The 24,527-nt window shown below is 51.3% G+C and carries 17 protein-coding genes, 1 tRNA gene, 3 rRNA genes and 1 other annotated feature; of the genes, 10 read left to right on the plus strand and 11 right to left on the minus strand.

Annotated elements, in window-relative coordinates; all coding sequences use genetic code 11:
• Positions 1–106: 106 nt before the first annotated feature.
• The 3 genes from ACM5QY_RS08085 to ACM5QY_RS08095 all read right to left on the minus strand — a co-directional run bounded on the left by ACM5QY_RS08085 (position 107) and on the right by ACM5QY_RS08095 (position 2,594).
• Positions 107–1,990: a replication endonuclease gene (locus ACM5QY_RS08085; RefSeq protein WP_416120105.1), complete on the minus strand. Its 1,884-nt coding sequence runs from the start codon at positions 1,988–1,990 to the stop codon at positions 107–109.
• 107 nt (positions 1,991–2,097) lie between these two features.
• The gene (locus ACM5QY_RS08090) at positions 2,098–2,319 is read right to left on the minus strand and encodes a TraR/DksA C4-type zinc finger protein (RefSeq protein WP_416120106.1); all 222 of its coding nucleotides are present in this window, start codon (positions 2,317–2,319) and stop codon (positions 2,098–2,100) included.
• On the minus strand, positions 2,319–2,594 hold the full coding sequence (locus ACM5QY_RS08095; RefSeq protein ID WP_416120107.1) for a hypothetical protein: 276 nt from the start codon (positions 2,592–2,594) through the stop codon (positions 2,319–2,321). Before ACM5QY_RS08095 ends, ACM5QY_RS08090 begins: the two co-directional genes overlap by 1 nt.
• Before the next feature lie 200 nt (positions 2,595–2,794).
• Between ACM5QY_RS08095 and ACM5QY_RS08100 the strand changes: the two genes are divergently transcribed.
• From ACM5QY_RS08100 to tyrA, 3 genes are all read left to right on the plus strand, one after another.
• Positions 2,795–3,385: a phage repressor protein CI gene (locus ACM5QY_RS08100; protein WP_416120109.1), complete on the plus strand. Its 591-nt coding sequence runs from the start codon at positions 2,795–2,797 to the stop codon at positions 3,383–3,385.
• 295 nt (positions 3,386–3,680) lie between these two features.
• On the plus strand, positions 3,681–4,757 hold the full coding sequence (locus ACM5QY_RS08105; RefSeq protein WP_416120111.1) for a 3-deoxy-7-phosphoheptulonate synthase: 1,077 nt from the start codon (positions 3,681–3,683) through the stop codon (positions 4,755–4,757).
• A 6-nt stretch (positions 4,758–4,763) separates the two neighbouring features.
• Positions 4,764–5,885, plus strand: coding sequence for a bifunctional chorismate mutase/prephenate dehydrogenase (gene tyrA, locus ACM5QY_RS08110; protein ID WP_416120112.1), 1,122 nt, complete (start codon positions 4,764–4,766; stop codon positions 5,883–5,885).
• A 72-nt stretch (positions 5,886–5,957) separates the two neighbouring features.
• On the opposite strand, the gene pheA is transcribed toward tyrA, so the two are convergent.
• From pheA to bamD, 4 genes are all read right to left on the minus strand, one after another.
• Complete coding sequence (gene pheA / locus ACM5QY_RS08115; protein ID WP_416120113.1) at positions 5,958–7,112, minus strand: bifunctional chorismate mutase/prephenate dehydratase; 1,155 nt, start codon at positions 7,110–7,112, stop codon at positions 5,958–5,960.
• 54 nt (positions 7,113–7,166) lie between these two features.
• Positions 7,167–7,291: a sequence feature (Phe leader region), on the minus strand.
• Positions 7,243–7,290 (minus strand): hypothetical protein, encoded by a 48-nt coding sequence (locus ACM5QY_RS08120; RefSeq protein ID WP_369794779.1) that lies wholly within the window; start codon positions 7,288–7,290, stop codon positions 7,243–7,245. Its footprint overlaps the feature before it by 48 nt.
• 135 nt (positions 7,292–7,426) lie before the next feature.
• Positions 7,427–7,771 (minus strand): ribosome-associated translation inhibitor RaiA, encoded by a 345-nt coding sequence (gene raiA / locus ACM5QY_RS08125; RefSeq protein WP_416120114.1) that lies wholly within the window; start codon positions 7,769–7,771, stop codon positions 7,427–7,429.
• A 313-nt stretch (positions 7,772–8,084) separates the two neighbouring features.
• Positions 8,085–8,819: an outer membrane protein assembly factor BamD gene (bamD, locus tag ACM5QY_RS08130; protein ID WP_104924502.1), complete on the minus strand. Its 735-nt coding sequence runs from the start codon at positions 8,817–8,819 to the stop codon at positions 8,085–8,087.
• A 130-nt stretch (positions 8,820–8,949) separates the two neighbouring features.
• Here bamD and rluD point away from each other — a divergent pair, with 130 nt between their 5' ends.
• From rluD to rrf, 7 genes are all read left to right on the plus strand, one after another.
• A complete protein-coding gene (gene rluD / locus ACM5QY_RS08135) occupies positions 8,950–9,927 on the plus strand; it encodes a 23S rRNA pseudouridine(1911/1915/1917) synthase RluD (RefSeq protein ID WP_037034119.1) in 978 nt (325 codons plus the stop codon).
• Positions 9,927–10,664 carry a purine nucleoside phosphorylase YfiH gene (gene yfiH, locus ACM5QY_RS08140; protein ID WP_416120115.1) on the plus strand — a complete coding sequence of 246 codons (738 nt, stop codon included), beginning with the start codon at positions 9,927–9,929 and terminating at the stop codon, positions 10,662–10,664. The genes rluD and yfiH overlap by 1 nt, the downstream gene beginning before the upstream one ends.
• 130 nt (positions 10,665–10,794) lie before the next feature.
• A complete protein-coding gene (clpB, locus tag ACM5QY_RS08145; protein WP_416120116.1) occupies positions 10,795–13,368 on the plus strand; it encodes an ATP-dependent chaperone ClpB in 2,574 nt (857 codons plus the stop codon).
• A gap of 489 nt (positions 13,369–13,857) precedes the next feature.
• Positions 13,858–15,399 (plus strand): 16S ribosomal RNA (locus ACM5QY_RS08150).
• 142 nt (positions 15,400–15,541) lie between these two features.
• Positions 15,542–15,617 (plus strand) — tRNA-Glu (locus tag ACM5QY_RS08155).
• A gap of 235 nt (positions 15,618–15,852) precedes the next feature.
• Positions 15,853–18,760 (plus strand): 23S ribosomal RNA (locus ACM5QY_RS08160).
• A 121-nt stretch (positions 18,761–18,881) separates the two neighbouring features.
• Positions 18,882–18,997: ribosomal RNA gene (gene rrf / locus ACM5QY_RS08165) — 5S ribosomal RNA — on the plus strand.
• The 16S, 23S and 5S rRNA genes sit together here with 1 tRNA gene alongside, the layout of an rRNA operon.
• A 126-nt stretch (positions 18,998–19,123) precedes the next feature.
• On the opposite strand, the gene ACM5QY_RS08170 is transcribed toward rrf, so the two are convergent.
• From ACM5QY_RS08170 to ACM5QY_RS08185, 4 genes are all read right to left on the minus strand, one after another.
• Positions 19,124–19,471: a YfiM family lipoprotein gene (locus ACM5QY_RS08170; protein WP_416120118.1), complete on the minus strand. Its 348-nt coding sequence runs from the start codon at positions 19,469–19,471 to the stop codon at positions 19,124–19,126.
• A 61-nt stretch (positions 19,472–19,532) separates the two neighbouring features.
• Positions 19,533–20,885: a CDP-diacylglycerol--serine O-phosphatidyltransferase gene (pssA, locus tag ACM5QY_RS08175; RefSeq protein WP_416122845.1), complete on the minus strand. Its 1,353-nt coding sequence runs from the start codon at positions 20,883–20,885 to the stop codon at positions 19,533–19,535.
• An 87-nt stretch (positions 20,886–20,972) separates the two neighbouring features.
• Positions 20,973–23,693, minus strand: a complete 2,721-nt coding sequence (locus tag ACM5QY_RS08180; RefSeq protein WP_416120120.1) for a bifunctional acetate--CoA ligase family protein/GNAT family N-acetyltransferase — start codon at positions 23,691–23,693, stop codon at positions 20,973–20,975.
• 31 nt (positions 23,694–23,724) lie between these two features.
• Positions 23,725–24,429, minus strand: a complete 705-nt coding sequence (locus ACM5QY_RS08185; protein ID WP_416120122.1) for a tRNA-uridine aminocarboxypropyltransferase — start codon at positions 24,427–24,429, stop codon at positions 23,725–23,727.
• Between the last annotated feature and the right edge of the window lie 98 nt (positions 24,430–24,527).

The raw sequence follows: 24,527 nt of genomic DNA on the forward strand, positions 1-24,527 counted from the left end.
CTTCAATTGTTCTAATACGTCAACACTCAGAGCCTTTTAAAAAATATAATTCATTGAATTAATGTGGAAATTTTTATTGGCGTGATTTTTGTATGGGGTTTAGCGATCACGGCTGGGAAACCGATCCACAGTTATTGACAGAACTCCAAGGTGAGCGGAAGACCGGAATTTCTGCGCATGACTGCCGATGACGAACAATCCGCCATTGCCCGGTATGCGTGAGAAATATCTGCGACTCACCGATATGGGGCGCATAAATACCGATGACTTTCTGCCTTGGTTCATCGTAAGCGTTGCGCTGCTCGCTGATTTTGCGGGCAACACGCACGGTCTGGTCTTTGCGCCGGATATGGATGCCTCCCTGCGCCTGAATGTAACGGGAAAAACTCCCCTGATCTGCCGCGCAGCGGACCTCTTCAACGCGTTCGTCAAACTGGCTGGCGAGACTTTGATTTCTGATGCGGCGGCATTCGCGCCATGCCCCGACGGAAGGGATGCCGATGGCGTGAAACTGCGGGATCCGCCAGGTCGATGCCCAGGCGGTGACGGCGGTGGCGACATCAGTCAGCAACCGGCCGGAATCATGATCGGTTTCGCCTTCCAGCGCGTAGCCATCGATATTTTTAGCGACGTATTTAGCAATGTATCCGGCAGCACCACCGCGGTTGAGCGGTTTGCAATGAAAGCGGGATTCCGCTGCGCCGGGTTCGTCGGGATCTTCTTCAAGTGCGTAACGGCGCATCACCTCGATCACTTTTTGCTGCTGCTCAGGCGGTGTAAACAACATCATATGCCAGTGTGGCGTGCCGTCGTGATGGGGCTCAACTACGCGCACTCCGTACACTTTCAGGCCCTTATCTTTAAACGTGGTGCGGATTTTTGCCCAGACGGCAACGAGGTATTTCTGCGCATTTTTCGGCGTAAAAGCGTGCTGGTTCCATTTGGGATTAAACACCGGGGCTGAATGAGGCCCGTAAGTTTTCATCGGATGGTACTTTGACGGCGTTGTCAGTGTGATAAATAATCCCCGATCCCGCTGTTCATCGGCGACATCTTCGACTCCGGCAATCAGTGTCATTAATTCCATGCGCCGAAGTTTAGGGTTAGAAATGCTGGCTAATACGGTGTCCAGAAGGCTCAGCCTGTCACCGGAGTCGACGTTTTCAAGCTCGCACTGCTTCAGGTAATTGAGCGTAGAAAGGCGGCGGGAAACCACATCCCGGATGGCATTTTTGCTGGCATAAGGTGAAATGGAACGGCTCACATAACCGCAGGCGATCATCAGCGCTTCACGCCACAGGCGCTGCTGCGAGCGCAGTTGTCTTTCCCACCATTCGCCGCTGACCAGCCGGGAAATGCTGGCGACCGCCATTTCTGCCGTCATCCGGTCTTTTTGCCAGGCGGTCCAGTACAAAGGCTGAATGCGAACGGAACGTGCCATCGCCGCCAGATGCCCGAAAATCTCACGCTGCGTGCTGTCTTGCAGTAAAACTTCCGACTCCTGAACCTGATTTAGCCAGTGTTCACAGTGATGTTCGTAGGCATCCTGCATATGAATGGCCAGTTTATTCGCCAGCCGTTTCAGCGCGTCGTCATTGAGATCGGGCAGGCGGTTGAAGGTTTCCTCTTCTGCAAGCAGCTTTTCCGAATACTGGCGGTTAAGCCGGAGCCGGGCGCTGACCCGCTGAATACGCGGCAATAATCGCTGCAGGAACACGGTCATCAGGAAGTGAAATGCCGGGCGAACCCCTTTTTCATTCAGTAAAAACTGATACCGCTGATGCAAAGGCGCGCGCAGGCAGCGCGGAAGGGATGCAATCTGAGAAAGTGCTGTCTGCTGGCGCTGGAAGAAATCACGGTTCAGCGGTTTTTCCAGCGGGCTGCTCATCGCCGGACGCGGTGCATTCCACCACCACTTACCGGCCTCGTTTTTTACGGACATAGGAGCCAATTTAGAGAGTGTAATTATCTCCGGCATATTATTTTTCATAAACTATTTCCCTAAACCGATTTCAAGAAAAATGACAGCAACAAGCCTTTCCGGAAAAATAAAATTTCCAGAATGAATTTATTTATAAGTCAGTACGGAAACGTTATTTATACAGAGCGGTAATTCTTTTTCCTGAGTTCATTAATTTCCTGACAATCAATACAACGTTGTACGCCCGGAATAATCTTTCTGCGTTGTTCCGGAATGGCGCCCTCACAATCCTCACAGAAGTATGCGGACGGAGCCTTTGGCGTGCGTGTTGCGCGGGCGATTTGTTCCTGTAAAACCGTTAACTGATATTCTTGGGATTCATCTATCCAGTCTGCCATCAGCAAAATTCTCCTTTATATCGCGCGGTAAAATGGCGCAGGGATAATAGGGCCTGAGCAATTTTAAATTGCTCCTCGGGTTTTAATTCTGAAAACGTTAATAAGGTATGACGGCGCTTAAGCCCGGCATGAAAACATAATGTGGTTTTCCATTTGTCTGAGGCCTGATCAAAAATCGTTTCCAGCTTATTTTTACTGTCAGAAAAATAGGTCTCTTTTAAATAAGCGATCTGGCGTAAACCCGTCAGCCGCTGTTGCTCTGTGCCTAAAAACATCACACCTCCTCAATGACCCCCATTCCGGGGGCTGGAGATCCTCCTCAGATGACTGCCTGATGCTTCAGGAAAACATTGCGGATTCTCCACTGCGCCGTAAATTTGGTATCATGGCTGTCTATTGGTACATTACATAATCAATCTAAACTTGCATATGCGAGTTGTCAGGATGATATTTACAGGCCCGGGGTTTTCGCCAGATGCAATTAGATGAACTCGAAGGTGGAAAAGCCGTTCTGACGCGTATGCTTCAGGCTTACGGCTTCAGCATGCAGAAAGAACTGGGTGATCTGTATGGGTTATCCTCTGGAACGATAAGTACCTGGGTGAGAAGAGATTATTTTCCGGGTGATGTCGTGGTTGCCTGCGCGCTGGACACCGGCGTTTCACTGCGCTGGCTGGCAACGGGCAAAGGAAATATGCAGGATGCGCCATCCTCAGGGCCATCAGCTTCCGGTAACGTGCTTCAGCTTAAAAAGTTGAGATTGCGAGGTGGTGCGCTCGAAGAAGAGGGCGTATGGGCGGCCGATCCTTCTTTACTGGATGATTCTCTGGCCGAGCCTGCTTACATTGTTAAAGGCAATCACTCGTGGATCATCGATTTAGGCAGCACAATTCCCGGCAATGGCCGCTGGCTTCTGAATATCGATGGTGATGTGGATGTCTACGACGTGGCACGTATCCCGGGTAACCGCATCAAGGTGACGCGACAGGACAGCCATTTCGAATGCGGCGTGGAAGAAGTCACGGCGTTAGGGCAGGTCTTTATTACGCTGGATCGTAATCTGTAATTTTTCACCCTCAGCACATCCCGGCTGCTGAGGGAAATCCTTCAAAATCATCCTTTCTTATCTGACGCCTGAAATCTGATTCCCCTTTTCCCTTCACACTGTGTGTAATTTCCACGGTACGGCGTGGTCGACTCTGAAAGAATTATTGTAAATATAACTTTCCATATTTAGGTTTACTGGTGGCTAATGGTAATTTTATGTTTACAACTAAGGCTTGATAAGTTTACGCGCTGTGTTAATGTTGTCCGCAGATGCCTCCATGGCAGCCCATTTTCCTGATAAGCGGAACACCATCATGCAAAAAGACGCCCTGAATAATGTTCATATCACTGCCGAACAAATTCTGATCACACCTGAAGAACTGAAAAATCGCTTTCCTTTAAGCGTCAGCGACGAAAACAGCATTGCCGAAGCACGTAAAACCATCGCTGATATTGTACATGGCCGTGATCCACGTTTGCTGGTGGTGTGTGGTCCGTGTTCAATTCATGACATTGACGCAGCGCTCGATTACGCGCGTCACCTGAAAATGCTTGCAGCAGAACTGAGCGATCGTCTATACATCGTGATGCGTGTTTACTTTGAGAAACCACGCACCACTGTCGGCTGGAAAGGTTTGATTAACGACCCACACATGGACGGTACGTTTGACGTTGAAGCCGGTTTGCACATTGCGCGTGATTTGCTGTTGCAACTGGTCGGCATGGGGTTACCGCTGGCGACTGAAGCACTGGATCCAAACAGCCCGCAATATTTAGGCGATTTGTTCAGTTGGTCGGCAATCGGCGCACGTACAACCGAATCTCAGACCCACCGTGAAATGGCGTCAGGTTTGTCCATGCCGGTCGGTTTCAAAAACGGTACCGATGGCAGTCTGGGCACGGCAATCAATGCCATGCGTGCGGCGGAAATGGCGCACCGTTTTGTCGGCATCAATCAGGCCGGGCAAGTTTGCCTGTTGCAGACTCAGGGGAATCCGGACGGGCACGTGATTTTACGCGGTGGCAAAACGCCAAACTACAGCGAGCAGGATGTTCAGGCGTGTGAAAAACAGATGAGTGACGCGGGACTCCATCCTTCCTTGATGATAGATTGCAGTCACGGTAACTCAAACAAAGACTATCGTCGCCAGCCCGTTGTGGCTCAGTCCGTGATTGATCAGATTAAGGCCGGGAACCGCTCTATTACGGGCCTGATGCTCGAAAGTCATCTGAACGAAGGTAGCCAGTCTTCTGAACAACCCCGCTCAGAAATGAAATACGGCGTATCGGTGACCGATGCCTGTATCAATTGGGAAACCACGGAAGACCTGTTACGTACCATGCATCATGAACTGGGCGACGCACTGGCGGCACGAATCGCAGGAGAGTAAGTTTTTATGGTGGCAGAACTTAACGCATTGCGCGATCAGATCGACGACGTCGATAAAGCGTTGTTAGATCTCTTATCACGGCGTCTGGCGCTGGTGGCCGAAGTCGGGGAAGTCAAAAGCCGTTATGGTTTGCCGATTTATGTGCCTGAACGGGAAGCGGCGATGCTGGCCTCCCGCCGTCAGGAAGCGCAGAACCTCGGGGTTCCGCCGGATCTGATTGAAGATGTATTGCGCCGCATAATGCGTGAGTCCTACTCAAGCGAAAACGATAAAGGCTTCAAAACGTTGCATCCGGCGCTGCGTCCGGTAGTGATTATCGGCGGAAACGGACAGATGGGGCGTTTGTTCACCCGTCTGCTGGAGTTGTCCGGTTACCAGGTTAAGGTTTTGGAGCAGGAAGACTGGCCACAGGCGGAAACATTACTGGCGGATGCCGGTATGGTGGTTGTGAGCGTGCCGATTCATCTGACCGAAGAGGTGATTGCCCGTCTGCCAAAACTGCCTGATGACTGTATTCTGGTTGATCTGGCGTCGGTAAAAAACCGTCCGCTTCAGGCGATGCTGGCGGTACACGAAGGCCCGGTTCTTGGCCTGCATCCGATGTTTGGCCCGGATGTCAGCAGCCTGGCAAAACAGGTTGTGGTGTATTGCGATGGCCGCGAACCGCAGGCATACCAGTGGTTACTGGAGCAGTTGCAGGTGTGGGGTGCGCGGTTGCACAAAATCAGCGCGGTTGAACACGATCAAAACATGGCCTTTATTCAGGCGCTGCGCCACTTCGCGACCTTCGCGTATGGCTTACATCTGTCGGAAGAGAATGTGCAGATTGAGCAATTGCTGGCGCTGTCTTCACCGATATACCGCCTCGAACTGGCGATGGTCGGGCGCCTCTTTGCGCAGGATCCTCAGCTTTATGCGGACATTATTATGTCGTCAGAAAGCAATCTGGCGCTGATCAAGCGTTACTATCAGCGTTTTGGTGATGCGCTGACGCTGCTGGAAAGCGGTGATAAAGACGCGTTTATCAGCAAATTCAGAAAGGTTGAGAGCTGGTTCGGCGAGTATGCGCCTCGCTTCCTGAAGGAGAGCGGTGCGTTATTGCGACAGGCAAATGACAACCGTAAGTAACTGCTGATTCAGTAAAATAAAAGGGCGCCGCATCATCATGCAGCGCCCTTTTATTTTGTCTGGAAGACGCGGTTATAAATCGACAGACACGACGTTTTCGCTTGGATAACAGCCGAGCACTTTTAAAGAACGCGTGATCGGAGCCAGATCCTTGAGCGCCTTTTTCATCTCTTCCGAACGCAGATTAGCCTGCACATCGATGTAAAACATCTCTTCCCAAGGATTGCCATTAATCGGGCGAGATTCCAGTTTCGTCATGATGATGCCCTGATCGCGCAGTACCAGAAGCGCATTCACCAACGCACCAGCCTGCTGACCGGTCGCCATGATCAGCGTAGTTTTGGCGGGAACCTGATCGGTCACTTCAATCGCTTTGCGCGCCAGAATAATGAAGCGGGTGATATTTTCCTGCTGGTTCGCCAGATTGTGTTCAAGCACTTGCAGTTTATACAGCGCGCCACCGGCTTCGCTGCCGAGCGCGGCGACGTGCGGGGAATTCGCGGCAGCCACTTTTTCCATGGCGGCAGCCGTGCTTTCGCAATATTCAATTTTCCAGTTCGGGAAGCGGTTGATGAACTGGCTGCATTGCTGGAACGGCTGCGGATGGCTATACACCGTCTGAATTTGCGAGAGATCGGTATCGGTCGCCACCAGAACGCAGTGATTGATAGGGTTGGTCAGCTCGCCGACAATCGACAGGCTGGTGTGTTGCAGCAGATCGTAAACGTCATTGATTGAGCCGGAACTGGTGTTTTCGATAGGCAATACGGCGTAATCGGCCTGGCCGGTTTCCACCTGCGAGAAGATATCCTGGAATTTCTGGCAGCCGCATTCGATGAACTGATCGAAATGACGGGCAGCAAACTGACGGGCGGCGAGGTGAGAATAAGAGCCTTTCGGGCCAAGAAATGCGATACGTGCGGAATCAGAACTGGTTTTGTTCAGATGCTGCTGAAGAAGTGCCTGCTGTGTCAGGACGGAATCTTCGATAATCAGCTGATAAACACGGGTGATATAATGCCCGTCCAGCCCCTGTTTTTTCCCTTCCTGAATCAGGGCATTAATCAGTTCTATCTCGCGCTCTTTATCGCGAATCGGGCGGTGAGAGTGCATCTTGGATTGCGCGACTTCAATCGCCATCGAACGTCGTTCTGCCAGCAGAGCCAGCAGTTTGAGATCTAATGCACTGATGCGCTCGCGCAGTGCCAGTAATGAATTCTCGGTCATGTTATTACCCTTTTTGATGTTCTTTCTTTCAGCAAAATTGTGTGAAACGCAGGTATAAAAAAAGCCCCCTTTTCAGGAGGCTTTGTTGTTCGTCTTCGCATTCATTCTTTCGCGACGAAACGCCTCCCAATCAGGGGAAGGTAAAAAAGAATGCGAAGAAAAACAGACGGGTATTCATATCAGCATTGTTTCCATCAAGGTCAGCAGAGTCTTAAAGTAACCGCAGGGTTTTCCTTGTGTCAATAAGGATTTCTTTCAGGCACAAAAAACGCGCCCCTTGGAGCGCGTTGTGAACTGACTTTCGGATAACCCGGCTATTCCTCTTCTTCCTGCACCGGTTCCAGATTGAGTTCTTTGACGCCGGATTCTGCACGGCGGGCTTCACCCTTATGCTGCGCTTTGTTGAGCTGACGCTCAAGTTTGGCGGTCATTTCGTTAATCGCAGCATACATATCATCATGCGTGGCACTGGCAACCAGTGTTCCGTTCGGCGTACTGATGGTCGCATCGGCGACAAATCCCTGGGGTCCTTTCGACAGGATTACGTGCGGGTTAATGAGCTGAGTTTGCCATTTATCCAGTTTTTTAAGACGCCCTTCGATGTGTTCACGAATCGCGGGAGTGATGTCCATTTGTTTACTGGTAATGTTAACTGTCATATGACTTACCTCTCTTTTTCCGTCTCCGATGAATCCAACATACCAGCCTTTTTTGTGAAATGCGTGCTCAAATCCACGGTTTTTTGTCACTTTTTGTCAACTATGAAGATTATGTGACTCAGGGTAATTTATGGCGGGAAAGGTCTTGAGACTTGTTGCCGGAGCAGGCATGATTGATAGGATCAGTACAGTATTGTTTCGTTTTTTTCCTGCATTTTGCTGCTCGTTTTTTATCCTTTCTGTTTTCACTTCCCCAAAAAAGAGCCAAAAAAAACGGCAGCCTGAGCTACCGTTTGTGTTCGGACATGTAAAATTACGCTGCGCTGTTCGCTGCAATAATTTTCGCGACTTTGTCAGCCTGGTTGTTCAGCTGCAGTTCGCGGTAGGCATTTTCCATCAACGGCAGCGCGTCGTGCGTTGCTTTCGTATCCGGATAATCTTTCAGCATTTGCTCTACACGGTTAACGACAGCGACGTAAGCGCCACGTTTAGTGTAGTATTGCACCACTGACAGCTCGTATTTCGCTAAACGATCTTTCAGGAATACCAAACGTTTCGTCGCATCAGTGGCGTACTGGCTGTTTGGATACGAGTGGATCAGCTGGCTGAAATCACGGAATGCTGCACGTGCATGCTGTGGATCACGGTCTGAACGATCAACACCGAAAAATCCTTGCAGTGCACTGTCATCCAACGCCATATCCGTTAAACCACGCATGTACATGACGTAGTCGATATTGGGATGGGTTGGGTTCAGGCGCATAAAGCGATCAATAGATGCCTGAGCCATCGGCAAGTCAGCAGACTTGTAATAGGCATAAATCAGATCTAACTGAACTTGCTGCGAGTAAGGCCCAAACGGATAGCGGTTATCCAGCGCTTCTAATTGCGCAATCGCACCTTTAAAGTTACCGTCCTGCAGCTTTTGCTGGGCAGTCGCATAAAGGACGTTAGGCGGATTATCGGGAACCGTTTCTTTGGAACTGGAGCAACCGACCAGCGCCAGGCTCAACGTGGCTGCTGCCACCAGATATTTCACACGCGTCATGACGTTTTGATTATCCTCAGGTGTTATTCTGGGAGACTGTCCGTTAAGCTCCCGACAAAGACCAGCTACAATAGCACATTATTTTAAACGGCATCGCCGTGAAAACCCAACGTTAACCAAGAAGCTGCATATGGCACAACAAGTACAACTCACCGCAACGGTGGCCGAATCTCAACTCGGTCAACGGTTAGATCAGGCTTTGGCCGAATTGTTCCCTGATTATTCAAGATCTCGCATAAAAGATTGGATCCTTGAAGACAGGGTCACGGTCAATGGCAAAAAAGTGACCAAACCAAAAGAAAAAGTGTTGGGTGGCGAGGCTATCGCAATCGATGCGCAAATTGAAGAAGAAGCGCGTTGGCTGCCACAAGATATCGCTTTAGATATCGTGTATGAAGATACTGATATTTTAGTCATCAATAAACCCCGCGATTTGGTTGTTCATCCGGGCGCAGGGAATCCAGATGGAACAGTGCTGAACGCATTGCTTCATTATTACCCTGCCATTATCGACGTTCCGCGCTGTGGCATCGTTCACCGTCTTGATAAAGATACCACCGGTCTGATGGTGGTCGCGAAGTCGGTTCCTGCACAGACGCATCTGGTGACTGCACTTCAGGCTCGCGAAATCACCCGCGAATATGAAGCCGTCGCGATTGGTACAATGACGGCAGGCGGCACTGTGAATGAGCCGATTGCGCGCCATTCCACCAAGCGTACGCACATGGCGGTTCATCCTACGGGCAAACCGGCTACTACGCACTATCGCATCATGGAGCATTTTCGTGCTCATACGCGTTTGCGTCTGCGCCTGGAGTCCGGGCGTACGCATCAGATTCGTGTGCATATGGCTCACATCAACCATCCTTTGTTAGGCGATCAGCTTTATGGTGGTCGTCCGCGCCTGCCAAAAGGTGCCTCCGAGCCGTTCATTAATATGTTGCGCGGATTCGATCGTCAGGCTCTTCACGCGACTATGCTGCGTCTTTATCATCCGGTTACCGGTATCCAGATGGAATGGCATGCGCCACTTCCTCAGGATATGGTTGACCTGATTAATGCGCTGAAAGCAGATACTGAAGAGTTCAAGGATCAGATGAACTGGTAATGAGTGCGCTTATCCTGCCTCAATGGCCGCAACCGGCATCGGTGCGGTCATGCGCAACAACCCGTAATGGAGGCATCAGTTTGCCTCCATACGGATCGCTCAATCTCGGCAGTCATGTCGGGGACTCCCCTGATCATGTCGCGACAAACCGTCAGCGTCTGGCTGAGCTCGGTGGATTGCCATCTGCGCCACATTGGCTGGAGCAGGTTCATGGCACCGATGTTGTTGAGCTGACCCTTCAAACTCCTTCACTTCCTGCTTTAATTGCGGATGCTGCGTATACCTGTGAACCGGGCCTAGTGTGCGCCGCAATGACAGCTGACTGCCTGCCGGTTCTTTTCTGTAATCAGTCCGGTGATGAAGTGGCATCAGCGCATGCGGGCTGGCGCGGGTTGTGTGAAGGGGTGCTGGAAAATACGGTATCTCGTTTTACATCCACCCCGGAGAAGGTCATGGCGTGGCTAGGGCCGGCCATCGGGCCGTCGCAGTTTGAAGTCGGGGCCGAAGTTCGCGAAGCCTTTGTGGCTTTTGATCCCGCATCATCGGCTGCATTTATGCCTGCGGGTGAGAAATTCATGGCGGATATTTACCTGCTTGCCCGGCTGCGGCTACAGGCTGCGGGCGTCACGGCGATTTATGGTGGCGAATATTGTACCGTGTCAGACAGTATCCAATTTTACTCTTACCGGCGTGACGGAATTACTGGTCGGCTGGCAAGTTTAATTTGGCTGATATAACCTATCGAATCAAGATGTTCCATCACGCATAGCCGCTGTCCTCTGAATATACTGCCAAGATAACCTTGAAAACGTGAGGGATGACCTCATCTAATCTCCAGTAGCAATTTTGTTCAGTATTGGAGGTGTTATGCGTCTGGATCGTCTTACCAGCAAATTCCAGCTTGCCCTCGCGGATGCTCAGTCTCTCGCGCTCGGGCGCGACAATCAATTTATCGAACCTGTCCATCTGATGAGTGCTTTGCTCACTCAGGAGGGCGGGACCGTGCGTCCTTTATTAACAGCAGCCGGGGTTGACACCCAGAAACTGCGCACGGATGTTGATCAGGCTTTGGGGCGTCTGCCGCAAGTTGAAGGTACCGGTGGTGATGTTCAACCATCCCATGAGCTGGTACGTGTTTTAAATCTTTGTGACAAATTGGCGCAGCAACGCGCTGATACTTTTATTTCCTCAGAACTCTTCGTTCTGGCTGTTATGAAAGACCGTGGCTCTTTGACCGATGTGTTGAAAGCCAGCGGTGCAACGGCCGAGAAGATTACTGCGGCTATCGATCAAATGCGTGGAGGTGAGAAAGTGGATGATCAGAATGCCGAAGACCAACGTCAGGCATTGAAAAAATTCACTATCGATCTGACCGAGCGTGCTGAGCAGGGCAAACTGGACCCGGTCATCGGTCGTGATGAAGAAATTCGCCGGACTATTCAGGTATTGCAACGTCGTACCAAGAATAACCCGGTGCTGATTGGTGAGCCTGGTGTCGGTAAAACCGCGATTGCGGAAGGTCTGGCGCAGCGCATTATTAATGGTGAAGTCCCTGAAGGGCTGAAAAACAAACGCGTATTGTCCCTTGATATGGGCTCGCTGGTGGCGGGTGCGAAATACCGTGGTGAATTTGAAGAACGTCTGAAAGGCCTGTTGAGCGATCTGGCTAAACAGGAAGGGAACGTCATTCTGTTCATCGACGAATTGCACACAATGGTCGGTGCAGGTAAAGCGGACGGCGCGATGGATGCCGGCAACATGCTTAAACCAGCGCTGGCGCGTGGTGAACTTCACTGCGTGGGTGCGACGACGTTAAACGAATATCGCCAGTTCATTGAAAAGGATGCGGCGTTAGAGCGTCGTTTCCAGAAAGTGTTTGTGGCCGAGCCTTCTGTTGAAGACACCATCGCGATTTTGCGTGGGCTGAAAGAACGTTACGAGCTGCATCACCATGTGCAAATTACTGACCCGGCGATCGTCGCGGCAGCAACTTTGTCGCACCGTTACATCTCGGATCGTCAGTTGCCGGATAAGGCGATCGACCTTATAGATGAAGCGGCATCCAGCATTCGTATGCAGATGGACTCTAAGCCTGAGTCTCTGGATCGACTTGACCGTCGTATCATCCAGCTCAAGCTGGAACAGCAGGCGCTGAAAAAAGAGTCTGACGATGCCAGCGTTAAACGTCTTGAAATGCTGGAAACCGAACTTAGCCAGAAAGAACGTGAATATTCTGAGCTTGAAGAAGAATGGAAAGCAGAGAAAGCGTCGCTGACCGGTACGCAAAATATCAAAGCCGAACTTGAGCAGGCCAAGATTACGCTTGAGCAGGCCCGACGTGTGGGTGATCTGGGCCGGATGTCAGAATTGCAGTACGGTAAAATTCCTGAACTGGAAAAACAGCTGGCTGCGGCGACGCAGGCTGAAGGTAAAACCATGAAACTGCTGCGCAACCGCGTAACAGATGTGGAAATTGCCGATGTGCTGGCGCGCTGGACCGGTATTCCGGTGGCACGTATGCTGGAAAGTGAACGTGAAAAACTGCTGCGTATGGAAGAAGAGCTGCACAACCGTGTCATTGGCCAGAACGAAGCGGTGGAAGCGGTATCGAATGCTATCCGCCGTAGTCGCGCCGGGTTGTCAGATCCAAACCGTCCGATCGGGTCATTCCTGTTCCTCGGGCCGACCGGTGTCGGTAAAACGGAACTGTGTAAGGCGCTGGCGACATTCCTGTTTAACAGTGATGACGCGATGGTCCGTATCGATATGTCAGAGTTTATGGAGAAGCACTCGGTTTCACGTCTGGTCGGTGCGCCTCCAGGCTATGTCGGTTATGAAGAAGGTGGCTACCTGACGGAAGCTGTTCGTCGCCGTCCTTATTCCGTCATCCTATTAGATGAAGTGGAAAAAGCACATCCGGATGTCTTCAACATCTTATTGCAGGTGTTGGACGACGGTCGCTTAACCGACGGGCAGGGGAGAACGGTCGACTTCCGTAATACGGTCGTGATCATGACTTCTAACCTGGGCTCCGACATTATTCAGCAGCATTTTGGTGAAGCCAGCTATGCCCAGATGAAGGAATCCGTCATGGAAGTTGTGACACACAGCTTCCGTCCGGAATTCATCAACCGTATAGATGAAGTCGTCGTGTTCCATCCGCTGGGTCATGCGCATATCAAGAACATCGCGAAGATTCAGCTGGAGCGTTTGTATAAACGACTGGAAGAACGTGGCTACTCAGCAACGCTGACCGATGCCGCGCTTGAGTTGCTCGGCAATACCGGGTTTGACCCTGTTTATGGTGCGCGTCCATTGAAACGTGCCATCCAGCAGGAAATTGAGAACCCGCTGGCGCAGCAAATCTTGTCGGGTAAGCTGATTCCAGGCAAGCCAATTACTGTTGATGTGGAAAATGATCATATTGTCGCAAGACAGTAATCAGTAGGTAAAAAGCCAATTACGGGCTCCAAAGCGATTTGGAGCCCGTTTTTTCTGCGCTTTTTGAGTATAAATAATGCATTCGTTGAATTTATGAACGGTCGGAAAAGTATTTGCAATAAACCCTTGCGGCCTGCTGAGAACTCCCTATAATGCCGCTCCATCGACAGGGAACAACGTGAACAACATCACGAAGTGACCGGGTCGGAAAAGATTTAAAGCAGCGGCAACCGGATGAAATAAACGGTTGACACTGAACGAGGAAAGCGTAATATACGCCACCTCGAGTTAGCAAGCGAAAGCGCGTAACTCACTGCTCTTTAACAATTTATCAGACAATCTGTGTGGGCACTCACAAGACGATATCAGCCACCTCGGTGGCAAAAAATATCAAGTCTTAAAGAGTGACCAAGCAGTAATTCATTTAGTGAATTATTACGAAAGTTAATTTTTGAGCACCGCTTAACTTGTTTAAGCAAATCGAACTTTTAATTGAAGAGTTTGATCATGGCTCAGATTGAACGCTGGCGGCAGGCCTAACACATGCAAGTCGAGCGGTAGCACAGGAGAGCTTGCTCTCTGGGTGACGAGCGGCGGACGGGTGAGTAATGTCTGGGAAACTGCCTGATGGAGGGGGATAACTACTGGAAACGGTAGCTAATACCGCATGACGTCGCAAGACCAAAGTGGGGGACCTTCGGGCCTCACGCCATCGGATGTGCCCAGATGGGATTAGCTAGTAGGTGAGGTAATGGCTCACCTAGGCGACGATCCCTAGCTGGTCTGAGAGGATGACCAGCCACACTGGAACTGAGACACGGTCCAGACTCCTACGGGAGGCAGCAGTGGGGAATATTGCACAATGGGCGCAAGCCTGATGCAGCCATGCCGCGTGTGTGAAGAAGGCCTTAGGGTTGTAAAGCACTTTCAGCGAGGAGGAAGGGTAATGTGTTAATAGCACATTGCATTGACGTTACTCGCAGAAGAAGCACCGGCTAACTCCGTGCCAGCAGCCGCGGTAATACGGAGGGTGCAAGCGTTAATCGGAATTACTGGGCGTAAAGCGCACGCAGGCGGTTTGTTAAGTCAGATGTGAAATCCCCGAGCTTAACTTGGGAACTGCATTTGAAACTGGCAAGCTAGAGTCTTGTAGAGGGGGTAGAATTCCAGGTGTAGCGGTGAAATGCGTAGAGATCTGGAGGAATACCGGTGGCGAAGGCGGCCCCCTGGACAAAGACTGACGCTCAGGTGCGAAAGCGTGGGGAGCAAACAGGATTAGATACCCTGGTAGTCCACGCTGTAAACGATGTCGACTTGGAGGTTGTGCCCTTGAGGCGTGGCTTCCGGAGCTAACGCGTTAAGTCGACCGCCTGGGGAGTACGGCCGCAAGGTTAAAACTCAAATGAATTGACGGGGGCCCGCACAAGCGGTGGAGCATGTGGTTTAATTCGATGCAACGCGAAGAACCTTACCTACTCTTGACATCCAGAGAATTCGCTAGAGATAGCTTAGTGCCTTCGGGAACTCTGAGACAGGTGCTGCATGGCTGTCGTCAGCTCGTGTTGTGAAATGTTGGGTTAAGTCCCGCAACGAGCGCAACCCTTATCCTTTGTTGCCAGCGAGTAATGTCGGGAACTCAAAGGAGACTGCCGGTGATAAACCGGAGGAAGGTGGGGATGACGTCAAGTCATCATGGCCCTTACGAGTAGGGCTACACACGTGCTACAATGGCATATACAAAGAGAAGCAAACTCGCGAGAGCAAGCGGACCTCATAAAGTATGTCGTAGTCCGGATTGGAGTCTGCAACTCGACTCCATGAAGTCGGAATCGCTAGTAATCGTAGATCAGAATGCTACGGTGAATACGTTCCCGGGCCTTGTACACACCGCCCGTCACACCATGGGAGTGGGTTGCAAAAGAAGTAGGTAGCTTAACCTTCGGGAGGGCGCTTACCACTTTGTGATTCATGACTGGGGTGAAGTCGTAACAAGGTAACCGTAGGGGAACCTGCGGTTGGATCACCTCCTTACCTCAAGATACGCATTGTGCAGTGTCCACACAGATTGTCTGATGAAATTAATGAGCAAGAGCACCTGTTGATGCGGTAAGGGAGACCTTACGCTGATGCGAAAAGTGCCATACCGTTATACGGTCTGGTACGGATTTTTCGTGTCCCCATCGTCTAGAGGCCTAGGACACTGCCCTTTCACGGCTGTAACAGGGGTTCGAATCCCCTTGGGGACGCCAATCCGATAATGTGTGAAAGACATTATCAACCGTTCTTAATGAACGATAAAAAATCTTAAAGATGACTTTAACGAGTCGTGTTTAAGATATTGCTCTTTAACAATCTGGAACAAGCTGAAAATTGAAAGTTTACAGCTGAACATCACTCTCCGTAGAAGTACTGAGTGGTGATTAGTCTGTAACAGAGTCTCTCAAATAATCGCAATGCGATGGTGGAAACACCTTCGGGTTGTGAGGTTAAGCGACTAAGCGTACACGGTGGATGCCTAGGCAGTCAGAGGCGATGAAGGGCGTGCTAATCTGCGAAAAGCGTCGGTAAGGTGATATGAACCGTAATAACCGACGATACCCGAATGGGGAAACCCAGTGTGTTTCGACACATTATCATTACATGAATACATAGTGTAATGAGGCGAACCGGGGGAACTGAAACATCTAAGTACCCCGAGGAAAAGAAATCAACCGAGATTCCCCCAGTAGCGGCGAGCGAACGGGGAAGAGCCCAGAACCAGCATCAGTTTGTGTGTTAGTGGAAGCGTCTGGAAAGTCGCACAGTATAGGGTGATAGTCCCGTACACAAAAATGCACAGATTGTGAGTTCGATGAGTAGGGCGGGACACGTGACATCCTGTCTGAATATGGGGGGACCATCCTCCAAGGCTAAATACTCCTGACTGACCGATAGTGAACCAGTACCGTGAGGGAAAGGCGAAAAGAACCCCGGCGAGGGGAGTGAAATAGAACCTGAAACCGTGTACGTACAAGCAGTGGGAGCCTCTTTTATGGGGTGACTGCGTACCTTTTGTATAATGGGTCAGCGACTTATATTTTGTAGCAAGGTTAACCGTATAGGGGAGCCGTAGGGAAACCGAGTCTTAACTGGGCGTCAAGTTGCAAGGTATAGACCCGAAACCCGGTGATCTAGCCATGGGCAGGTTGAAGGTTGGGTAACACTAACTGGAGGACCGAACCGACTAATGTTGAAAAATTAGCGGATGACTTGTGGCTGGGGGTGAAAGGCCAATCAAACCGGGAGATAGCTGGTTCTCCCCGAAAGCTATTTAGGTAGCGCCTCGTGAACTCATCTTCGGGGGTAGAGCACTGTTTCGACTAGGGGGCCATCCCGGCTTACCAACTCGATGCAAACTACGAATACCGAAGAATGTTATCACGGGAGACACACGGCGGGTGCTAACGTCCGTCGTGAAGAGGGAAACAACCCAGACCGCCAGCTAAGGTCCCAAAGTCATGGTTAAGTGGGAAACGATGTGGGAAGGCATAGACAGCCAGGATGTTGGCTTAGAAGCAGCCATCATTTAAAGAAAGCGTAATAGCTCACTGGTCGAGTCGGCCTGCGCGGAAGATGTAACGGGGCTAAACCATGCACCGAAGCTGCGGCAGCGACGCTTATGCGTTGTTGGGTAGGGGAGCGTTCTGTAAGCCGTCGAAGGTGAACTGTGAGGTTTGCTGGAGGTATCAGAAGTGCGAATGCTGACATAAGTAACGATAATGCGGGTGAAAAACCCGCACGCCGGAAGACCAAGGGTTCCTGTCCAACGTTAATCGGGGCAGGGTGAGTCGACCCTAAGGCGAGGCTGAAAAGCGTAGTCGATGGGAAGCTGGTTAATATTCCAGCACTTGGTGTTACTGCGAAGGGGGACGGAGAAGGCTAGGCTAGCCGGGCGACGGTTGTCCCGGTTCAAGCGTGTAGGGGGGAAGAGTTGGTAAATCCGCTCTTTTGTATAACCCTGAGGCGTGATAACGAGCCACTACGGTGGTGAAGTAGTTGATGCCATGCTTCCAGGAAAAGCCTCTAAGCTCCAGGTAACACGAAATCGTACCCCAAACCGACACAGGTGGTCAGGTAGAGAATACTCAGGCGCTTGAGAGAACTCGGGTGAAGGAACTAGGCAAAATGGTGCCGTAACTTCGGGAGAAGGCACGCTGGCGCGTAGGTGAAGGGACTTGCTCCCGGAGCTGAATCCAGTCGAAGATACCAGCTGGCTGCAACTGTTTAATAAAAACACAGCACTGTGCAAACACGAAAGTGGACGTATACGGTGTGACGCCTGCCCGGTGCCGGAAGGTTAATTGATGGGGTTAGCAGCAATGCGAAGCTCTTGATCGAAGCCCCGGTAAACGGCGGCCGTAACTATAACGGTCCTAAGGTAGCGAAATTCCTTGTCGGGTAAGTTCCGACCTGCACGAATGGCGTAATGATGGCCAGGCTGTCTCCACCCGAGACTCAGTGAAATTGAACTCGCTGTGAAGATGCAGTGTACCCGCGGCAAGACGGAAAGACCCCGTGAACCTTTACTATAGCTTGACACTGAACATTGAGCCTTGATGTGTAGGATAGGTGGGAGGCTTTGAAGCGAGGACGCCAGTTCTTGTGGAGCCAACCTTGAAATACCACCCTTTAATGTTTGATGTTCTAACTCGGCCCCGTAATCCGGGGTGAGGACAGTGTCTGGTGGGTAGTTTGACTGGGGCGGTCTCCTCCTAAAGAGTAACGGAGGAGCACGAAGGTTAGCTAATCACGGTCGGACATCGTGAGGTTAGTGCAATGGCATAAGCTAGCTTGACTGCGAGAGTGACGGCTCGAGCAGGTACGAAAGTAGGTCATAGTGATCCGGTGGTTCTGAATGGAAGGGCCATCGCTCAACGGATAAAAGGTACTCCGGGGATAACAGGCTGATACCGCCCAAGAGTTCATATCGACGGCGGTGTTTGGCACCTCGATGTCGGCTCATCACATCCTGGGGCTGAAGTAGGTCCCAAGGGTACGGCTGTTCGCCGTTTAAAGTGGTACGCGAGCTGGGTTTAGAACGTCGTGAGACAGTTCGGTCCCTATCTGCCGTGGGCGTTGGAAGATTGAGAGGGGCTGCTCCTAGTACGAGAGGACCGGAGTGGACGCATCACTGGTGTTCGGGTTGTCATGCCAATGGCATTGCCCGGTAGCTAAATGCGGAAAAGATAAGCGCTGAAAGCATCTAAGCGCGAAACTTGCCTCGAGATGAGTCTTCCCTGTGGCTTTAAGCCACCTGAAGGGACGTTTAAGACTAAGACGTTGATAGGCTGGGTGTGTAAGTGCAGCGATGCATTGAGCTAACCAGTACTAATGACCCGAGAGGCTTAACCTTACAACACCAAAGGTGTTTTTAGAGATTCTGTGCAGATACTTTGATTTTCAGCTGATGTTCCGAGATTGGTTCGTAGTGCAAACCTGAGACAGGGTAAGCGTTATGGATGAAACAGAATTTGCCTGGCGGCAGTAGCGCGGTGGTCCCACCTGACCCCATGCCGAACTCAGAAGTGAAACGCCGTAGCGCCGATGGTAGTGTGGGGTCTCCCCATGCGAGAGTAGGGAACTGCCAGGCATCAAACAAGTGGAAAGCCCTGTACTGACGTACAGGGCTTTTTGCTATGGGAAATTTGAGGGGGATAGGGTTCATGAAGATAAATTTTGGATCTTATCTTTTCATCTCAGGGCAATCATAGGTGTATTAATAATGCGTCAGATGATAAGCGCTGTACCCAACGGCTGCGCCGGCAATATCCCAGCTAAAATCTTTCCAGCTCCAGCCGCTTCCTCCTTCACGGCTATCATAAAGCTCTTTTGTAGCACCAAGACCTATTGAAAATAACAAGCCGAATGAACGGCTGCGGGCTTCATTCCAACCCTGGTTATCTGCATAAGCCGTTCCTGCTGCCGCGAATACAGCAGAGCCAACAAAGTGTTCTGCTTTATCTTTACCGGTCCATTGATCATTCGCGAAATGCGTACAGCCGCTGCAGAAAAATATAAAACTAATGGCAGTGAGTCTGACTGAAAGGGGGAATAGTGAAGTCATAAAATGGAATTCCAGATATAAAAAAGCCCGATCAGGATGATCAGGCTTTTAGTATAGTCAATTACAGAATTCTGCTGATTAACCTGTCAATTCGAATCCGCCGCAGACGGCGAATAAGCTTACGTACTTTAACCGGGTAATTCGGAATGCTTTCCAGCTCCATATAATGAGAGACAATTTGCGTATGCTGGCGGATCTCTTCCAGCTCTTTTTGACGCTCAACGGCCATCTCTTTATGCGGATCGTGGATGAGAATGGCATTCTCAAGATCCAGACGCCAGGCGCGTGGATTCAGATTATTACCGGTGATCAGCTGCCAGCGGTCATCTACCCAAATGCCTTTCAGATGGTAACTATTATCCCCATCTTTCCAAAGGCGCACAATTAACTGCCCGCTGTCGACAAAGCGTTGTAAACGACTCAGGAAGCGGCGCAGATTGATTTCATATAAATAGGGCAAGGCACCAATAATTTTAAAGGGCTGATCTTGCGGGATATAGAAATCGTTAGCGGTTTTGTCACCCACGATAATTTCAACCTGCTTACCACGATGCAACAGATGAATAATATTACGCGCTAACATCGCCGGCATATTGAAATAAGGGGTACACAGCGTCAGCTTATGATCGGTACTGGCCATCAAATGGTGAATTGTACGATTCAATTCATTCTGTTTACCCAGGCCCACGATTGGCGTCACTGCCAACTCATCATTACTAGCGCTGTCTTTGAAATGATAACCACTGGTACGCAAGCTCTGACGAAACTGACGCGTTTCGTTTTTAATCTCAATACTTTTTGGACGATCTTCACGATCAAGACGCTGAACCGCTGCGGCAGTCAGGATCGATTTCTTCATAAAGTCGATCATCGTGTTTGCCAGCGCTTCATTGGTCAGCATTTGGTAACGATCATAACGATATTTTTCGTGGCGATGCAGATAAACATCATTAAGGCTCGCCCCGCTGTAGATGACCTGATCGTCAATAACAAAACCTTTAAGATGCAGAACACCTAATGCTTCACGCGTGTTAACGGGGACGCCATAGACCGGCACAGAAAGTTCCGGGTGCTCCTTAGCCATGCGGCAATACCAGTCAGCATTGGTATTTGCGGCTGCCGCCCCGATACGGCCACGCTGGGCGCGGTGCCAGTCAACCAGCACGCAGATCTCCAGTTCAGGTCGTTGCTGCTTCGCGGCATAGAGAGCAGTCAGCACGTCACGCCCACCATCATCGTTCTCTAAATAGAGGGCGACCAGATAAATCCGTTGGGTAGCGTTGGCAATGGCTTCTAGCAGCGCCTTAAAGAAATCAGCAGGACAGTAGAGCGTTTTTACAGCACCCACTGTTTGGGGGAGTTTTGGCAGTTGAGCAAGGTGTTGTTGATGTTTATTACGTTTGAATTTTGACAACATCACAGTGCGCTTCTTCTCTCTTCAGGTAATGACTTTAGCGGCACAGACAAACAGTTGCGGCCGCACAATCGGTCGATAATACCATTAGTCCTGCCGCATGTGCGCATCTTTCGCCTGTTCATCGCTCAGGCTCACGGTTTTCTGCTGGGAAATCCGACGCTTTTCCAGGGCGAGAGACAGATTGACGATGCCGTCCTGAATCTGAATATCGACATCGAATCCCAGCTTTTTGGCCAGTGTAATCATGCCGCGGTTGTTGGGCATCGTGATACCCGTCAGGCGTTGCAGGCCGTGCTCTGCGGCGTAATCAATCATTTTATCCAGCAGACGTCGCCCGAGCCCAAGTCCTTTCAGATCAGAGCGTACCAGCACGGAGAATTCAGCATCAATATTATCGGGGTCTGAAACAGTTCGCGTGACCCCAATAATTTCGCTTTCCTCATTTTCTGTTCGCACGGCGACAAAAGCCATCTCACGGTCATAATCAATCTGTGTCATGTTCGCTAAATCCTCATGAGTAAACTCATTGATCTCACTGAAATAGCGGTAGTACAGATCTTCTTTGGTGACCTTCAGGATAAAGGCTTTCAGCAGCGGTTCGTCTTCCGGAAGAATCGGACGAAACAGGGCAGGCAGCCCATTTTTGAGTATAACGCGCTCTTCCAGTTCGCGCGGGTAAGGCCGGATGGCAAGGCGTGAAGGTGCATCTGTACCGCGTGCGGAAAGCTCCATCGACACATCCAGCAAACTCAGCTCACTACCGGAGACCAGCAGCGGATGGATATCCAGCCGTTCGATTTCCGGGCAGTCAATAATCAGGTTAGACACATTCACCAGCAACTGGCTCAGGGCAGGAATATCGAGAGAATGCAGCGCATTGCGACTGCGGATTTTGCCGCTCTTCAATGCTTGAACGACCTGATAGCGCGCCAGCGTCATGTTCAGCGGCGGAAGCGCTATCGCCGCCTGCCTTTCGGGACGCCAGTCGGTTCCGCCTTCAGCCAGCATAATCAGCGGGCCAAATACCGGATCCTGCTCCACGACGACCCGCAATTCCTGAGAACCGGGGCGGTTGGCCATCGTCTGCACCAGCAGGCCAAGGATCTTAGCCTGCGGAAATGCCTGTCTGGCACGGTCGAAAATGGCATTGGCCGCCTGTTCTACTTCACTTGGCGTGCGCAGATACAACATGACGCCCTGAACTTCAGAGTTATGCGGAATGTCGGGCGAACGTAATTTCAGTGCGACGGGATAACCAATCTGGCTGGCAATATTCACCGCTTCAGCGCTGTCACTGGCGATCCACGTCGGCAGCACATTCATTCCATACGCCTGCAAAATCGCGCGGACTTCATGGGTATCAAGCTGCGTGGTGCCTTCAGCCAGTGTCCGGGCAATCAGGCGGTGCGCCTCATCGGTATTCTGTTCAAGGTCTGCCGGCAGTGCCGGGGTTTCTTTCAACTGCTTCTGGTTACGGCGATATTCCACCATATGCATAAACGCCGTCACTGCGCCTTCCGGAGTCCGGTAAGTCGGGATCCCGGCACGGCTGAACAGCTTGCGTGCTTCCTGCGAGGAGAATTCCCCGCACCAGTTTGTCAGCAGCGTAATGTATTTCCCACGCGGATGTTTTCGAACGGCCTCTATCACCTGGCTGGCGGTCACTGTGCCGTGTGCAGCGGCACTCGGCGCGTGTATCACCAATATGGCGTCGTAATCTGTGCTGTCGAGCAGCGACGTCATCACCGACTGATACAACTGCGGTGTGGCGTCGTCATGCAAATCCAGCGGATTAGACGCACTAATCGTCTGCGGCAAAATATCACTCAGCGCTTTGCAGGTTTCATCCCCCAGCTTTGCCAGTTTACCGTTACGCAACAGCAACTGATCCAACGCCATCGCCGCCGGTGCAGCGCCGTTGCTGATAATGAGCAAGCGCTCACCGCGCAACGGGCGCATGTGGCTCAGGGTTTCGACGGCGGAAAACAGCTCATGCGTATCTTGTACGCGCAGCAAGCCCGCACGCTGGATGGCGGCATCATAAGCGGCATCGAGGCTGAGCGGACTGTTCAGTAATTGCTGAGCCTGTCCGCTGCGGCCACTTTTAATGACCAGAATAGGTTTGTTGCGTGATGCGCTGCGCGAAGCCGAAAGAAAACGCCGGGCATCGCTGATGTGTTCGAGATAAAGAAGGATGGCGCTGGTTTTGGTATCACGGGCAAGGAAATCGAGCAGATCATCAACGTCGATATCCAGACTGTCGCCAAGCGAAATGAAATAGGAAAATCCGACGGCGCGTTGCTGCGCCCAGTCGAGAATGGTATTCGCCACGGCGGCTGATTGAGAAATAAACGCGAGTTTTCCGGGCAGGATCGGTACCGGTGAAAAACTGGCATTCAGTTTTTGCCAGGGAGCAAGAATGCCGAGGCTGTTTGGTCCGAGCAGCCGCATTGAAAAACGCTGAGCGCAGGCTTTCAGTTCAGCAAACTGCTTAGGTTGAGAGGAAAGCACGATGACGGTTCTGCAACCTCGCTCGCCGAGTTGTTCCAGCAGTGCCATATTACGGTCAGCGTGCGTGCAGAGAATGGCGAGATCGGGTGACATCGGCAAACTGGCGACATCTCGCCATGTCAGAACGCCACACACGGCGCGATAAGCCGGCGTGACCGGCAGAACGGGGCCGTTGAATCCGCTGTCGAGAAGATTGCGCATCATCAGATATCCGGCGCGCCCCGGTTTATTGCTTGCTCCAACGACCGCAATCGATTCAGGTCGTAATAGTGCTTCTAGTCCGCGCTGGCTCATCGTCTCTCCGATTCATCATGTTCCCATGATTCTAGAGGCTTTCTTCGATCTTTGCTGTGAGCTGATGCACCGGATGATGGGGTTTTCCTGCCAGATATTGCGTGCGGAAATGCGTAAAGTGCCGCGATAAACCTGCTGACGCTTGCGTGTCACCGGCTTTTTCCAGCAACGCGGCAGCCACTTCTACCGTGCAATGCAGTTCCGGACGCGAGGCTTCACGCAGGATATAACCGGAGCTGGCGCTCACATCCAGAGAGAATACCGGCAGATTATCCAGATACGGGCTTTTGCGGAACATTTTGCGTGCTTCATTCCAGGTGCCGTCCAGCATGATAAACAGCGGCGGTTTACTGCCCGGCGGCACTTCGGTATAGACCTGACGCGGCGGCGTTGCGAAAGACGCCGGAAAAACCACGTACGCCTGACGCAACGGGTCAGCAATGGCGTCCAGCAGCGCCGGATCCGTTTCGGTGCGTGACCACAGAAATGCCTGCGTATCCGGCAAAACGTCTGCGATCAGCCGGCCGGTATTGCTCGGCTTCATTGGCTCGGTGTCAAACATCACCAGACAGAAACGGCTGTTCGCCTGATGGATTTCACGCGTGGCGCAGATGCAGTGACGTTGAGGTAACAGGCATGACTGGCAACGAATGGCGCGGGATCCCCGCGCCAAAAAAGGGCGGGTCGAGCGGGCTAAACGCTGCTCACGCAGGCGAAGGACGGCGTTGTCTGACATAAGCATTCCGGTATTCGAAAAGCGGCTATTTTAATCACCCGCCGTTCGCTGGCAAGCAGCATCTGCTGAACGTACAAAAAGGCCCGCGCTGAGGCGGG

Origin of the sequence: Rahnella sp. PCH160 (assembly GCF_047784855.1) — a bacterium.
GTDB lineage: Bacteria > Pseudomonadota > Gammaproteobacteria > Enterobacterales > Enterobacteriaceae > Rahnella.